The organism is Gimesia benthica (assembly GCF_009720525.1).
In the GTDB taxonomy this organism is placed as follows: Bacteria; Planctomycetota; Planctomycetia; order Planctomycetales; family Planctomycetaceae; genus Gimesia; species Gimesia benthica.
Genome location: NZ_CP043930.1, coordinates 4421104 through 4435937, shown reverse-complemented (window position 1 = coordinate 4435937; position 14834 = coordinate 4421104). Strand labels below are relative to the sequence as shown.

At 52.1% G+C, this 14834-nt stretch carries 12 protein-coding genes; 4 read left to right on the top strand and 8 right to left on the bottom strand.

Annotation, left to right across the window (positions count from 1 at the left end):
• The first annotated feature begins 200 nt into the window (after window positions 1-200).
• The gene (locus F1728_RS17225) at window positions 201-1583 is read left to right on the top strand and encodes a hypothetical protein (protein WP_155365127.1); all 1383 of its coding nucleotides are present in this window, start codon (window positions 201-203) and stop codon (window positions 1581-1583) included.
• Window positions 1584-1612: 29 nt separating this feature from the next.
• Here F1728_RS17225 and F1728_RS17220 read toward each other — a convergent pair whose 3' ends face one another.
• From F1728_RS17220 to F1728_RS17200, 5 genes are all read right to left on the bottom strand, one after another.
• Window positions 1613-3148, bottom strand: a complete 1536-nt coding sequence (locus F1728_RS17220; protein ID WP_155365126.1) for an HTTM domain-containing protein — start codon at window positions 3146-3148, stop codon at window positions 1613-1615.
• A gap of 76 nt (window positions 3149-3224) precedes the next feature.
• Window positions 3225-3893: a hypothetical protein gene (locus F1728_RS17215; protein WP_145044757.1), complete on the bottom strand. Its 669-nt coding sequence runs from the start codon at window positions 3891-3893 to the stop codon at window positions 3225-3227.
• 224 nt (window positions 3894-4117) lie between these two features.
• Window positions 4118-5641: a uroporphyrinogen-III C-methyltransferase gene (cobA, locus tag F1728_RS17210; RefSeq protein WP_155365125.1), complete on the bottom strand. Its 1524-nt coding sequence runs from the start codon at window positions 5639-5641 to the stop codon at window positions 4118-4120.
• A gap of 88 nt (window positions 5642-5729) precedes the next feature.
• A complete protein-coding gene (locus F1728_RS17205; RefSeq protein ID WP_155365124.1) occupies window positions 5730-6974 on the bottom strand; it encodes a DUF1207 domain-containing protein in 1245 nt (414 codons plus the stop codon).
• A 336-nt stretch (window positions 6975-7310) separates the two neighbouring features.
• On the bottom strand, window positions 7311-7973 hold the full coding sequence (locus F1728_RS17200; RefSeq protein WP_155365123.1) for a hypothetical protein: 663 nt from the start codon (window positions 7971-7973) through the stop codon (window positions 7311-7313).
• 332 nt (window positions 7974-8305) lie between these two features.
• On the opposite strand from F1728_RS17200, the gene F1728_RS17195 reads away from it, so the two are divergent.
• The 3 genes from F1728_RS17195 (at window position 8306) to F1728_RS17185 (ending at window position 11169) form a co-directional block, all read left to right on the top strand.
• On the top strand, window positions 8306-9202 hold the full coding sequence (locus F1728_RS17195) for an ABC transporter permease (RefSeq protein WP_145442997.1): 897 nt from the start codon (window positions 8306-8308) through the stop codon (window positions 9200-9202).
• Between the two features lie 49 nt (window positions 9203-9251).
• Complete coding sequence (gene trkA / locus F1728_RS17190; RefSeq protein WP_145044767.1) at window positions 9252-10595, top strand: Trk system potassium transporter TrkA; 1344 nt, start codon at window positions 9252-9254, stop codon at window positions 10593-10595.
• Between the two features lie 169 nt (window positions 10596-10764).
• Window positions 10765-11169: a PilZ domain-containing protein gene (locus F1728_RS17185; RefSeq protein WP_155365122.1), complete on the top strand. Its 405-nt coding sequence runs from the start codon at window positions 10765-10767 to the stop codon at window positions 11167-11169.
• A gap of 18 nt (window positions 11170-11187) precedes the next feature.
• Here the strand turns inward: F1728_RS17185 and F1728_RS17180 are convergent, their stop codons facing one another.
• From F1728_RS17180 to F1728_RS17170, 3 genes are all read right to left on the bottom strand, one after another.
• Complete coding sequence (locus F1728_RS17180) at window positions 11188-11940, bottom strand: SDR family NAD(P)-dependent oxidoreductase (RefSeq protein ID WP_155365121.1); 753 nt, start codon at window positions 11938-11940, stop codon at window positions 11188-11190.
• A 143-nt stretch (window positions 11941-12083) separates the two neighbouring features.
• Window positions 12084-14228: a DUF1549 and DUF1553 domain-containing protein gene (locus tag F1728_RS17175; protein WP_155365120.1), complete on the bottom strand. Its 2145-nt coding sequence runs from the start codon at window positions 14226-14228 to the stop codon at window positions 12084-12086.
• Window positions 14221-14787, bottom strand: a complete 567-nt coding sequence (locus F1728_RS17170) for a sigma-70 family RNA polymerase sigma factor (protein WP_145044775.1) — start codon at window positions 14785-14787, stop codon at window positions 14221-14223. The genes F1728_RS17175 and F1728_RS17170 overlap by 8 nt, the downstream gene beginning before the upstream one ends.
• Window positions 14788-14834 lie beyond the last annotated feature (47 nt).

Genomic DNA, 14834 nt, shown 5'->3' with positions numbered 1-14834 from the left:
TTCACAAAATGCTCGATTAAGGGAAGAGAGCCTGCTTTCAACTTTTTCCTGTCTGTTATCAGGACGTATAGATTCGGGAGTCCCAACCAGCTTCCCCACCTGCTTGCTTCCACTGAGAGTACTGTATAAGTTCAATAGCTGCTTTCATCGAAACGTCTGAACCAACGCGTTCTGAATAACTCGCTTCAGGAAACAGCCACATGCAGTGTCGGCACCGAATCTCCTCGACCTCTTTACTCATCCTGATCGTTTCTCTTAGCGTGCGGTCTCTGATCGCCGGCGATCTGCAAATCGTTCCTTTCAATCAGGATGTCACTCCAGAGTTGGGACAGCCCGTGGCATATGCTCCCGCGCGGAAAATCGTGACGCCCCTTTATGCACGCGGAGTGGTCCTGCTCTCTGATGAAGCGCCGGTCATCCTGTGTGCCGTGGATGCGATTGGCATTGGAAACGAAGGCTACGATACCTGGCGGAAAAAGCTGGCTGAGGCTGCCGGAACCACACCGGAGCGTGTCGCCGTTCATTCCCTGCATCAACATGACGCCCCCCGTATCGATTTTGCCACTGGGCGCATTCTGGAGAACGAGGGACTGGGAGGCTTGAAATACGATAATGCCTACGGCCTGCAGTGCATCCAGAAAGTGGCGAGTGCCATCCGTAAGGGATTGAAACAACCTCAAAGAGTAACACATCTGGGTATTGGCAAAGCAAAAGTCAACAAGGTGGCATCGAATCGCAGACTGCTGGGCGATGATGGCAAAGTGCGACTGATGCGCTGGAGTAAGTCAAAAGCCTCTGAAGCGATAAATGCACCTGAAGGAGTGATCGATCCTTACCTGCGTTCAATCTGTTTCTGGAACGGTGAGAAACCCATCGCTGTTCTGAACTACTATGCGACGCATCCCCAAAGCTATTACGGTCAGGGAGATGTCAATTATGAATTTGTCGGCATGGCCCGGGAGTCCCGCAACCAAGCACTGCCGGGAACGCTCAACGTTTACTTCAACGGCGCTGCAGGCAATATTGCCGCCGGCAAGTACAATAATGGCGAGCCTGAAATGCGTCCGGTTCTCGCACAGCGAATTGAGAAAGCCATGCAGCAGGCATTTGAGAGTCAACAGAAAGTGGCTGTGAATTCCGAGGACCTGCACTGGAAAACCGAAATGACAGCGCTACCCGTCGCGGCACACCTGGATCCTGAACAGCTCAAGTCCATCGTCGAGGACACTAGTAAAACTCCGCGCGAACGAGCTTCGGCTGCATTCAACCTGGTCTGGTACCAGCGGGCCAGCCAGGGACATCAGATTCCCATCACCTGCCTGCACCTCAAATCAGCTTCGATCCTGCATCTGCCGGGAGAACTGTTCATCGAATATCAGCTGAAAGCACAGGAACTGGCTCCCGGCCGGACGGTCTGCCTGGCAGCCTATGGTGACTATGGTCCGGGCTACATCTGCACCGAAATCGCATACAGCCAGGGAGGCTATGAATCAAGTCCCCGCGCCAGCCAGGTCGCGCCACATGTCGAAGCGGTATTAAATACCGTCATCGAAAAACTGCTCAAGTCGACACCGGAGCAGTAAGCTCACGACTCCGGTAGCCGGCTCCCTCTTCAGTTCGCCATGGCCGAGAGTTTGGGAAGCAGAGTCACTGATCGTCGCATCACTTCCACACCCTTCGATTTGACGGAAATATAGTATTTCCCGGGTGCCAGGATCTCTTCGGGATAGAACTGGAAGATGGCCCGCAGATTTTCCCGGGTCGCAATCTGACCGGTGCGATACACGATGCGGCCACTCTCTTCACAGAGATGACAATCCACCCAGAGATCTTCGTGAGGCGGGTTCAGACTGCATTGAACGAGAATTGATTCTCCCAGTTCAAATTCAGATTTGCGGTTGATCAACCAGCCACCCACCATCTGCGTTCCGACATCGACAGACAGAAACTTGTCTTTTTCGCGCATCGTCTGCTCGGGTCTGAGCATCTCCGCTACAAGTTCCGGCTCGACTTCGTGCAGCGTCATCCGGCCTTCGGGGCGACGGATTCCATACAGATCCTGCTCGTATTCAGCATAAACTCCCAGAGCCAGTACTGCCGCGATTCCGGTGACCCAGGCAGTGGGTGATTTCCAGCTGGCAACCGGCTGGGGGCGGAACTGTTCAATCAGTGCTCTGCAACGGTCCACGTTACGCTGAAACCAACCTCCCCGGCGATAGAGTCGCCGCAGGCGGGCGGACACCCATTGCACATCCGATTCTTTCAGGAAACAGAAATAGATCGCGATGGAAATCATCGGGAAGATGTAAAGTCCCAGTGAGAAAAGAGTCCCGATATGGAACGACGCTCCCAGAGCCAGTGCGATGGGACGTCCCCATTTGCGCCAGACCACAAAGATGAAGACCATTTCCCAGACAATCGCCACGTAGGACATGACCGACACAATAATCGGGTACAGCGTGAGATATTCTCCCAGTGGATGTGGGTTATTATAGCGGGACATGGCCCAGTAGATGATCTGATCCCCTTCCAGGTAACCAGGCGTATGCAGTTTTGTAATCGCAGCACCGAAGTAAACCAGAGCGATCAGAATCTGCATCAATCGCTGCGGCCAGACTTCAAAGCGGGGGGGATCCAGTTTCGCATACTGGGGCCAGTTGCGTGCTGCTCTCTTCCCCTTCAGCCAGCTATCAACCGACCAGACGGAACCACAGTGAGACAGGGAGAGAATAAACAGGACGTGGGTAGAGATGGCCGAATATTTGGTCGCCATACTAATGCAGTCCATACAGCAGAAGTAGGTATAGAGGATCAGAGACGCAACCAGTGAGAAGCGCGTCATCCAGCCAATACAGCTGCAAAACAGGAAGAATGCCAGGGCGGTAAACAGTCCAACGGCTACCGTGCCGGGCAGCACGGGAAGGTAATCATAATAACGAAACAGGTCTGCCAGTGGTGCAGGAGCGCCATCTGCAGAAAACAGTTCCCGGGCAAAAGGCCAGCGGGTGCAGACGGTTCCCAGTAGAACCAGGGGAATCAGCATTCGCACAATTGCCAGTCCATAGGGGACTTCCTGTGCGAAAAAGAACTGACGGAAGCGATCACGAAGTTTTCCGGTTTGCGTTGAAATCACTTCTGGAGCATCCATGCTTGCAATCCTGTTTATTGTAGCGAATCGAAATCAAATGTATGGGAAATGGTGGGAACCGCTGAAATCAGGCTTCTCAGTTACCGACGGGCGAAGAGAGATGCACGGGAACATCCGGATCATGCTGGAAGCCGGCATCCATAACCTGCTGACCAACGGTCGTCGCGAAGAACGAACGCCCACGATTCATATCTGATAAGAGACGTGGATTATCACTGACCTGCAGCGTGCGCTGACGTGTCAGCCAGGGCACATAGGTTTGTGCGACCATCCCATCCGGAGTGATGACTTTTCTCAGACGATAGTAATTCTGAAAGTCCTTCTGCTCCTCATAGCGTTGATCCCAGACGGCATCGGGCAGATTATATTTCTTGCACCAGGCTTCCTCGATGCACATGATCCGCAGCATCGGCTCGTGATCCGTTTTATCGAGTGTATTCATCGCCATGCGGACCCAGGCATCACCTGTCGTATCGTAGTGTCGACGTCCCAGGCCTCCATAGGGGTAGTAATCGCCCCAAGGCCCCGGAGACAATTCGTAATATTTACCGCTGATCCCTTCCCCGATGATGTGTGTTCGGATGGAATAAGCGGACCAGCCACAGAACATATCCCAGACGATGTAATACATTCCGGGATGACTGCCGGTACGAAATGTGAATGTGTGACAGAAAATGCCAAACAGCAAAATTCCGATATATCCGGTGATTGTCAGACAGCTTATGCCGCGTTTTAATAATCGCATCAGCGTCGCCTTCCCTGGCTCAACAGTGAGATCAATTTTTGTAAGTCTTAGTCAAATCGAAGGTTTCAAGCACGTGAATTTGGCAGTAATTACCGGAAATCGCCTGGAATCTTCGTTCTCAGAGGCGGCAATATCGCTGATCTTGGATTTCAGGTCAATAGCAACCTTTTTGTCCGATTTAAGTCTCTTATGAGTCAGCCATTGAGAAAATCAAAAGGGCTGTTTCAACAGGAAACGTGCTTTTGAATTGCTGCGAAGATCCCGTCCCAGAGATACTCTTCCGCTTCCGCATCGATCTGCAAACCGGCGTCTGTCGCAGCCTGAGTTGTCACGGGACTGATACTGACCAGACGGGTTCTGCTCCCCAAGTGCTGACGAACATCTTCGGTCAATAGCCGACTGAAATTGCGGGCTATTGAGGGGCTGCTGAGTCCAATCCAGTCAATCTCTCCCGATTCCAGCAGTTCCAGGCTCTCGCTTCCCCAACTGGCGACATCGTGATTTTCGTAAACCACAATCTTATCGACCGTCGCGGAAACTTCTGCTAATTCCGTCTGTAAGACTTCACGGCCCCGGTTAGCTCCCGCCCAAAGAATCTTTTTACCTTGGACCAGTGGTTTCAGGGCGGCGGCCAAAGCTTCGGCCCGGTACTGATCGGGAATCAGATCCGCCCGCAAGTGAAACTGCTGCAACGCTTCTGCAGTCGAGGGACCAATAGTCGCGATCTTGAGCCGGGCCAGTTTCCGCGCATCATAGCCTGTTTCCCACAAGCGGTTCAGAAAATAGTTCACTCCGTTCGCGCTGGTAAAAACCAGCCATTGATATTCATCCAGTCTCGCAATGGCGGCGTCCACAGGTTCCCAGTCCGCGGGAGGACCAATTTCGATAGTCGGTAACAGCACTGGTTGCGCCCCCAGTTCCAGAGCCCGCTTGATTTCAGGCTCTGACTGTTCCTCGGCGCGGGTGATTCCAATCCGCAGACCGAATAAGGGTTTTTCTTCGAACCAGGCAATCTGATCGCGCAGGGAAACACAATCGCCGATGACGATCAGTGAGGGAGCCACCAGGCCTGCCTGTCTGACCTGTTCGGGTAGTTGAGAGAGTGTACTCTGAACGGTTTTCTGAAAGGGTGTTGTCCCACGACTGATGACCGCAGCAGGCGTCTCTGCTGCTTTTCCAGCCTGCATCAGCGATTCGACAATCCGCTCCAGCTTATGCAGCCCCATGTAGAACACCAGAGTTCCCGGGAATTTTGCCAGGACGTCATAGTCCAGTGAAGAATCTGGCTTGGTAGGGTCTTCATGACCGGTGATCAGTGCAACTGCGGATGCATGCGCCCGATGGGTCACCGAGATTCCGGCGTAGCCCGCAGCAGCGGTTGCTGCGGTAATTCCGGGTACGACCTCAAACTCGATGCCTGCATTCCGCAAAGCGGCGGCTTCTTCACTGCCGCGTCCGAATATAAAAGGGTCTCCCCCTTTGAGGCGCACGACGGTCTTTCCTTCCAGGGCAGCGGAAATCAGGCGCTGGTTGATTTCGTCCTGCTGCAGCACACGGCGGTTTTTACAACCTTCCGAGACACGACAGGTTCTTTCCACTTCTGAGGAAACATGCTGCAGGATGAGGGGATTCACTAATCCGTCATACAGAATCAGGTCTGCCTTTTGCAGGCACTCTATCCCCTTGAGGGTAATCAACCCGGGGTCGCCCGGACCGGCACCCACTAAATAAACTTTACCCCCTGCCATCAGATCTGTTTCGCTCCCTGACTCTAAAAATACCTGGTTTAACGGTCAGCCGGGTATTATAGCAGAGAATCTGAGGATAGCGAGTTGCTTAGAAATCGTACCAGGTACCAAATCCAAAGAACTGTTCGGAGTTATTATAGAACTGATACTGGATGGTTTTTCCGTCGATATACTGCAAACCAACGCGGAACAGGTGATTGTTACGGTCGCCACGCCACTGCCAGCCGACCATCATACTGACGTTACCACCCCAGTTGACTTCCTCGCGCAGATATGCGTTCACAGCCCAGAAGGGGGCTCCCTGAAAGCCATTGTGCTCGACTGGACTGAACTCAGCACCAAACTGCAGTTCCCAGGGCTGTGCCCCACCATCGACGTTAAAGGCGTAACCAAGTTCGGCATACAGACGTAAATCGGGATCCGGGAAATAACCGCCCCCCAACACAAACGCGTCACGTACGTAATTGATTCGCTGAAAACTGGGGTTGCGCACCATATATTCATCGCCAGCATGCGAACTGGTATGATAATAGGCGAGCTTTGCCTGATAGGCACCACGTCTCCAGGTCAAAGGGACCCCTACGCGATAATCGGTTGCTTCAACATCAAATTCTTCTTCCAGATTCAGACGGGGAGGGCCTGCGCCTTCCACATCCAGCTGCCAGCCTTCCAACACATCATCGTTTAATGAACCATATCGCAGAATCCCGACGCGAGCCCCTGCTTCCAGTTCCAGCTGCCAGCCAATATCTTTTTCATGCAATACGGCCATGGCCATTCGAGGTTCTTTGGGGCCTGCGAGATACGAAGTATAAAGCAGATCCGTTGGCAGGACGGTCCAGCCCCAGCAATTTTCCTGACAGAGTTGTTCAATCGAGTCAGTATAAGTGCTCTGTGGCTCGCGAATGGTCTCCAGTGTGGAAAACTCTGGATCTTCCGCCAGCAGGTCGGGACCGTAAAGAGTATCCGTCGCCTGAACCTGTCGAATCTGGGTCACACTTCTCCCCGAACTGACAGTGTTCTGGGCATAAATTGGCGGTAAGCGATCTGCAATTCCCCGATTCCAGTCTGCGGACCGGACCGGTGCGGATTCATGTAACGGGACACCCAGCTGAACCGGGTTACCGGACGGGGCCGCATATTGATTTTCCAGAAAAGTCTGAGCCTGAGTGGGATGCGCAGGGGGCCGTCTCTGCTGAATGGCATGAGGCGAAGGAGCCAGAAAAGGCTTGGTGCTGTTTGGCTGCTGTGCCTGCAACTCAGCTTGAGCAGCGCAGAATGACAGCAGCACCAGCATCATAGTCTGTATGGATGATGAATAAAATAACCTCACCTGTGAGGCTCCTTAGGTGAACCTCAGCAGAAGATTGCTGAGACAGTATTTGTAATTATGAGTGAGAGAGGATCAGGAGATCTGAAAAGTGAGAGAGAGGTGGTTACAGATGAGATGATCCGTGGAAGTGGGGCGGAGTATAGCGAGATGTGCAAGGTCAGAAAAGACGAATTCGGCCCGGATCCGGAATCAGACAGTTCCCTGTCTGATTCCGATATATATCTGATAAGTCACTACTGAGTAACAACTTGCATGCCGAACCAATGTATGCAATCCCCAGATCACAACCGGCATGACCGATAAGAATTTTCAGAAAAAAATGATTCCGATCATAAATTACTTGATATGTAGACTGTCTTTATCATTCATCTGCAGCACCTGACCATGGTGCAGTGTCTTGACGACTAATCCCGCATCAGTAAAGAACCGAATCTGTGCAGTATAGTGAAATTCATGCGATTCACCCGCTCGCAGACGATAAGGGCCTGTCCAGGGCATGGAAGGTCCCTTCAGTTCGTACAACAGCGGTGTTTTGGTCGTATTGACAATTTTGGTGGCTGGAACCTGAGTTCCTTCCAGAATCATGAAGAAGCAGGAATTATGAACAGGGTCTCTCTCAACAAACCAGTGATCCCGTACCTGATTCAGCCATTCGGCTTGAGCCCGTTCCTGATCTTCTGTCAGCACAGCAAAGCGAGCGTATTCTTCCAATAGTAGCCTGGCGATTTTGGCCGATTCCGATTTCGGATACAGGCGAATCACCTTGGCAGCAATCCGTTTCTGTTGTGAGAGCACCAGCTTCTCCACACCTTTCAGAAGTTCCTGAGCAGCCTGCTCCTGCTCCTCGGGAGTCAGTTCAGCCGGCTTGGAATCTGTGGCAAACGGATCTTTTTGGGCATAGACGGATGGTGAAACGAGTGTCGCCCCCACCAGCAGCATCAATACAGAAAGTACAGAATGTTTGAAAGATAGTTTATTCGAGTAGATGACCTGGGTCATAGATCTCACCTCAGCAATAGCAACACGGATATCAGAGCACGTCCCTTAAATGTACACGGTAAACCGGAGGCGCGCCGTTTTCGCCTGGAGAAACCAGTCGATTTTTTATACAGAATCGAGCTGTCGACGATTTCTTTTCTGTCAGATGTGTCTTCCGTACATTCTTCACAAGCACATTATCCCCAATAAGTTAACAAACGAATGGAAATTCATGTTTCTGATCAGGTGGCCAGAGCAGACATCTCCGATCAAATCGCATAAAATAGTCATAACGACTGGGAAGAAAAATTGTCCTCCGGGCAGTTCAGATTTCATAGAAAGATTATCTACCAATGGCCAGCAACTCCCGCCCGCAATATGGGCGTGTCTGGATTACTTTTCTGCGTAACTCACTGATTCGTGAAATGACCTTTCGTGGTAACCTGATAATCACGATTGTCACCCGTGGATTCTGGTTCGCAGCGCAGTTGATTCTGTTCGATATCATTTACCGCAACGTCAATTCCATTAATGACTGGACACGCGAGGAGTATTTCGCGTTTATGGCGACCGGGATGTTGATCAATGCGATCGTGGAAACATTTTTCATGCCCAACTGCGCCAACTTCAGCGAATTGATCAGGAATGGAAATCTGGACTTCGTCCTGCTTAAGCCCATCGATACACAATTCCTGGTTTCATTTGAAAAAGTCAATCTGGCGATGTTGAATCAGATTGTGCTCGCGGGAGCCCTCTTGCTCTACGCGCTGGCGCATACGACGCAACTCGAACCGGCGCTGTCCGTGCTGCAGTATCAGATTCAGGCCGGGCAATGGGGCTGGCTGCTTCATCTCTGCCTGCTGGGCACGGGACAGATCCTGATGTACTGCCTGCTGCTGATGATTGGTGTGGCCTTTTTCTACAGCCTGATGATTGCGCTGGCCAGCAGCAGTATCTGGTTCGGGCGGAACCAGGGCCTGTATGACTTCTGGTTTTACATTACCGTGTTTGCCCGTTATCCACGCAGTATTTACAGTGGCTCTCCCACTGGCGAGATCCTGCAGTTCGCCTTTTCGTATGTAATCCCGATCCTGCTGGTCGTTACAATCCCTGCGCGTCAATTACTTTCTAAAGCGCTAGAGCCATCTTGGATTACACTGGTCTCTATTTCAATTACCCTGGTGCTGCTGTTTGTTTCGCGTTGGATTTTCAAATGGTCTTTGAACAGTTATCGCAGTGCCAGCAGTTGATACAGCGAGCCTGACTACCAGACTGAAACAGTTTACTGTTGAGTAGAATATGAATATTGTCATCATGGGTGCGGGAACTGTGGGCACATTTGTCGCTGACACGCTCTGCGCCGAACAACATAACGTCACCATCATTGACCAGTCGCGGCGTGCTCTGGAACAAATTGAAGAACGGGTCGACGTGCAGACCATCTGTGGCTCTGCCTGTGACTCCGCCATCCTCTTTCAGGCAGGTGTCCTGGGAGCAGACCTGTGTCTGGCGGTAACCAGCCAGGACGAAGTCAACATGGTTGGCGCCAGCCTTGCCAAAGCCATGGGTTCCCGGCGTTGTGTCGCCCGGGTATTCAATCACGCCTATCTGAATCTGAGTACCTTCGACTATCAGCGTCATTTCAACATCGACCGCCTGCTCAGTCTGGAACATCTGACCGCCCTCGAACTCGCAAAGCAGATCGGAGAGCCAGGCCTGTTTGCGGTGGAGAACTTTGCCCGTGGCGAAGTTGTGATTCAGGTGCTCGACGTACAGCCCGGCGTCAAAGCGGACGGGGTGTTGCTCCGGAATCTCAAACTGCCCAGCGGTGTGCGCGTAGGCCTGATTTCGGATGGCAACAGTACGTCTATTGCGGGTGCAGATAATGTAATTGAAGCCGGGCAGATCGTGACTCTGATTGGTACCCAGGAGAACATCGATAAAGTTCATCGCATGTTCCAGCATAAGCGGGCACTGAAGTTCCGCGTCATTATCGCCGGCGGTGGAAATATCGGTTTCAACCTGGCGCGTATTCTGCAGAAGAAAGAATACTCGGTAACAATTCTCGAAACCGACCCGCAACGTTGTGAATTTCTCTCCCGACATCTGAGTTCCACAACCGTTCTGCACGCGGACGCAACCCGCCGCACGGAAATGGAAGAGGCTCGAGTCGGAAAGGCTGACGTTTTCGTCGCCGCGACCGGACGGGATGAGGATAACATCGTGTGTGGCGTGGAGGCCAAAGAGCTGGGAGCTGACCGCATCATGAGTATTGTGCGTCGGCCCGATTATGCCAACGTGCTGGAAAAACTCGGGATCGATGTCGCCGTCAGTCCCCGGGAAGTCATTACCCGTCAGATCATGGGAATGGTTCATTCAGGACCTGTGATCAGCCACTCTGAAATTGGTGGGGGCAACTCGCTGATCCTGGAAGTAGAGGTTCGAAAGAACTCTCCCATTACCCAGGCTAAACTGAAAGATATCAAATTGAAGCAGGCACTGATTGCTGCGGTCGTAAAAGAGGACTGTGTCCGTGTACCCGGTGCCGATGATCAGATTCAGTCAGGCGATACTGTAATTCTGCTGTGTGAGAAAGATAATCTGAACGAAATCCTGCCGCTGTTTAAAACGGTCAAACAGTAGAATCGGCACAGACTGCCCGGTTGTGATCTCCAGCAGAGATTCTCAAACTCTCTCCCCTCCCGCTGCCGAATCTATTCTATACTTCATTTGCAGTGTTCTTAAACTTGGTCCCGAAATCTCTCTGCATAGACTGATTCTGATTTTCGAATACAGACAGCGGGTTGCGTTCATGATCGATCGTAGAAGTTCTAATAACCGACGTTCCGGAGATGAACGCCGGAATTATGAGAGACTGGAAGCAGGCATCGAAGTCCGCCTGCTGAGATCCGGCAGTGGTTCGGGTCATGAACCATTAGAGGGAACTGTGTGCGATGTTTCCGTTGACGGTCTGCGCATGCTGCTGGATGTGGCTTTGACCATCGAAGAGACACTGCTTGTGCAGGTTCATAGTGCAGGCGAGCATCTATTTAACTCGACCGCCCGAGTCGTCTGGCAGAACCAGGACGATTCCGGAAAATACGTCACAGGCTGTGAGCTGTGTGTCTTTCTGACCAACAAACAGTTTAAAACACTCAAAGAGTTCATCGGCAATCAAATCACGCCCGTCTCACTGGCGCATGATCGACGTGGCTGAAACCTGCTCTGACCGATTTCAACCAATCGTATAGCCACCATCGACTACGATTTCCTGCCCGACAATAAAATGCGCTGCATCAGAAACCAGAAACACGGCGGTCTCTGCGATGTCTTCCGGCTTCCCGAAGCTTCCGGATATTAAGCGCTGACTAATCTGCGTCGCGACTCCCGCCAGTTGTTCCTCATTCAGACCGACCTGACTCCAGATGGGAGTATTGATCGGCCCCGGCGCGATTGAATTGACGCGAATGCCGCGCGGGCCCAGTTCCGCAGCCAGAGTCTGTGCCAGAGATTTTACCGCAGCCTTGGACGCCGAGTAGGCAGCCAGCCCTGGAAAGCCGACCTGTGTGAGAAAGGTGGAGATAAACAGAATCGATGCGCCCTCGCTCAGATCCGGCAGGAAAGTGCGCACGGTCTGCAGGGCACCATGAAAATTCACATTAAAGGTTTCGTCGATTGCTGAACGCGAAGAATCTTCAATCGGGATCACCCGTGCCAGCCCTGCGTTGGGCACCAGAATATCGACCCGCCCGAAGCGGCGTTTGGTCCCCTCGGAGAGTCGCAGCAAATCCTCTTCACTGGTTACATCCCCGTCGATGACCAGTGTTCGTGCTGGATAGCGGGCTTCCAGTTCCTCCAGCAGTTCACTCCGGCGGGCGAACAGAACGACCTTGGCCCCTTCATTCAGAAAATGCTCTGCAATGGAGCGTCCAATGCCACTGCTCGCGCCTGTGATAACAGCGACCTTATTAAACAGACGATCGGTCATGAGCTCCCTCCGTGAGTCAAATCGCAGTCCATGCTGCAGAAACCCTCTCCTGCAGGGCGCAAACGATTCACGCCGGAGAGAGTAGAAAACCTGCGATCAGCTATACCAGTTCATTCTTGCAATCGCAAGCTTCGGATCGCCGCTTAGTGGATGAGAATGAACTCATTGGAGTTGAGGTAGGCCCAGTAGACATCCTGGTAGCTTTGCTGAACTGCGATCTGGGGAGGTACATTGCGGGAAGTCAGATATCGAGTCCGTTCTTTGACCAGCCGTTTGAGTTCGGTCAGCTCCCTGGATGTGGGATAACGCGTCAGGGCGGCCAGACTCAGTTTCTTGATGCGGGCATCGGGCGAGCGTTCTTTGATCGCCGAGGCCAGTATGGTATCTTTCCGATTATAATCCAGGCTGTTCTGTACCAGGGGACCATTCATCATCAGCAGAGCCTGGGTGATGGTACCGTCAAAGGTGGTCGTTTCGTCATTCTCTTCATTCTGATGAGTGTAGACAAACTGCTGCAGCCATTGATCACGTTTCTGCATCTTCTTCCAGGCCGACTGATAATCGGTAACGATCTCTGCCGGATTGGTTGTTACCAGCAGTGAATCATAAAGCTGCTCTACCGTCATCTGTTTCACGTACATCCGGCTGAAATTGGGAGTACTGCCGTCATCCGGATCATCGGATGCATTATCGGCAGTAAACTGACTGCTGAGTCGATAGGCGTCTGAAAGGCAGATCCACTGAATCAGCTGTTTGATGTTGTAGTTACTATCAGCGAACTGCCGCGCCAGTTCGTCCAGCAGCTCAGGATGTGTGGGTGAATTGTGGTAGCCCATATCGTCGATCGGTCGAGTGAAACCGTATGCGAAAAAGTGAGCCCACATGCGGTTGACCATCGCCCGCGCCAGTTGATCGGTTTTGCCGGAGGTCATCAGTTTCGCCAGTTCCTGACGACGATTCACATTCGGACCTTCGGGAATTTTCACACCGGCAAATTTAGGATAGGCGGGCTGCATCAATCCCTGTCGGGTTTCGTAAAACGTCGTACCGCCATCACGCAGGGAGACCAAAGCCAGTTGAGTCTGATCCTTTTCCCCTTTCTTGTCAGTCCGTTTTTTGCGAACGATCTTCGTCTGCTTGAAAAAGCTGTTGATTTCCCAGAACTGACTCTGGGTGGCATCATTGAAGGGATGATTATGGCACTGCGTGCATTGAATCTGCGTTCCCAGGAACAGACGGGTTGTGATTGCGGTCGCTGGGACTGCCTGGTTATTCAGATGGGCCAGCAGAAAGTTTGTGGCGCCGTTGGTATCGGCGTCTCCTTCAGCAGCCACCAGATCGAATACGATATCATTCCAGGGACGGTTATCATCAAAGCTCTGTACCAGGAAATCCTGTAATGCGCGACGGTTGATTCCGCGTGAAGTGGACCGACCAATTAACAGACGGGTCCAGATCGTCGACCAGTTCGTTACGTAAGATGGATTTTCCAGCAGCTTCTGAACCAGCTGCTGGTGTTTGTCAGGCTGTTTGGACTTCAGGAAGTTTTCGGCCTCTTCGGGTGTTGGAATGCGACCAATCACATCGAGGTAGACCCGACGGACCCACTCCGCGTCAGTGGCAGCAGGAGAAGGTGTAATATTCGCGGCCTGCCAGCCATCCTGAATCCGATGGTTGATAAAAGTAACGATCGCTTCATCAGACGCATCCGCGGGGAGCTTCTCTACCGGTGGTAATGCTTTCGGTTTGGCAGCCACCAGAGGCTGGTCTGTAAGCTGAGTTACGGTTCCATCCTGACGCAGTCGCAGCATGGGATGCTGTGAAGAATCGAACTGGGGAGACCGCCGAATACCATCTTCAGTGACCAGTGTTTTCGCTGGCCCTGGTGTCAATTCAGACGGGGCTTGCTGGTTGTCAGCCAGTTGAGGTTCGGTGGAGGGTCCTCGAAATACATACCAGACCACAACCACCAGCCCCAGAACTGCAGTCGCTGCCAGCCCGGCCCGGGACAGCGATCTACGACGAACCTGATCATGAGGCTGCTTCAGCACCGGCAGCTCTGCGTCAGTAACAGGGGATGCAACGGCCATCTCAGCGTCAGAGCCTAATGCCTGATCCCAGTAAAGTGTTCCATGCAGGTGCGCATAATTCAGGTAGTACTGCATCGCGTCCGGATTGGAGAGAACGATCTCTTCCAGCCTCCGCTGCTCTTCAGCAGTCAGACGCTCCTCGCACAATGCTTCCATAAGCAAAGAAAGCTCAGCTAATTGTACTTCCTGCTTACTCATGACTATACGACTCAGCTGCAATGTAACGGTTAATGCATTCAAATAAAGTTCGACGAACCCGGCCCAGAGACTGATAAACCGAATTCACAGGACGTCCCAGATCGTCTGCCAGCTCTTTTCCCTGATTACTTCCCTGATAACGTCGTTGAATCAGTTCACGATCTTTCTTACGTAATTTCGCGAGGCAGAACGTCAGGGCATTCCGCCGCAGTTCAAACAGGTCCTGGTTCTCTTTGACGGCTTCTGCCACCTGTGAGACAAACTCATCACTGAACTGGTGCTTGTCTCGACCACGCTTTTTCCGATATTTCAGAATTTCATAATGTGCGATCTGGCAGGCCCAGGCAAAAAAATTAGTTCCCACTTCAAACTGAGCTGCCTTCTTCCAGATAACCAGATTCGTATTCTGCAGAATCTCTTCCGCTTCCAGTGGATGTGGAATCATCGAGAGAATGTAGAGGTAGATCCGCCGCTGATGCCTGGTAAACAGCGAAATGAATTCCCGACTCTCTTCCGATGACGTATCTGGAAAAGCAGGTAGATCGGTCGAACTGGTCAATGGACTGCCCAATCTTTTACATCAATTTCAAATATCACTTTCCAGCA

Bases quoted from the DNA above. Each gene is read 5' to 3' on its own strand.
- F1728_RS17225 (WP_155365127.1), top strand. From the start codon at position 201: ATGCAGTGTCGGCACCGAATCTCCTCGACCTCTTTACTCATCCTGATC.
- F1728_RS17220 (WP_155365126.1), bottom strand. From the start codon at position 3,148: ATGGATGCTCCAGAAGTGATTTCAACGCAAACCGGAAAACTTCGTGAT.
- F1728_RS17215 (WP_145044757.1), bottom strand. From the start codon at position 3,893: ATGCGATTATTAAAACGCGGCATAAGCTGTCTGACAATCACCGGATAT.
- cobA (WP_155365125.1), bottom strand. From the start codon at position 5,641: ATGGCAGGGGGTAAAGTTTATTTAGTGGGTGCCGGTCCGGGCGACCCC.
- F1728_RS17200 (WP_155365123.1), bottom strand. From the start codon at position 7,973: ATGACCCAGGTCATCTACTCGAATAAACTATCTTTCAAACATTCTGTA.
- F1728_RS17195 (WP_145442997.1), top strand. From the start codon at position 8,306: ATGGCCAGCAACTCCCGCCCGCAATATGGGCGTGTCTGGATTACTTTT.
- trkA (WP_145044767.1), top strand. From the start codon at position 9,252: ATGAATATTGTCATCATGGGTGCGGGAACTGTGGGCACATTTGTCGCT.
- F1728_RS17185 (WP_155365122.1), top strand. From the start codon at position 10,765: ATGATCGATCGTAGAAGTTCTAATAACCGACGTTCCGGAGATGAACGC.
- F1728_RS17180 (WP_155365121.1), bottom strand. From the start codon at position 11,940: ATGACCGATCGTCTGTTTAATAAGGTCGCTGTTATCACAGGCGCGAGC.
- F1728_RS17175 (WP_155365120.1), bottom strand. From the start codon at position 14,228: ATGAGTAAGCAGGAAGTACAATTAGCTGAGCTTTCTTTGCTTATGGAA.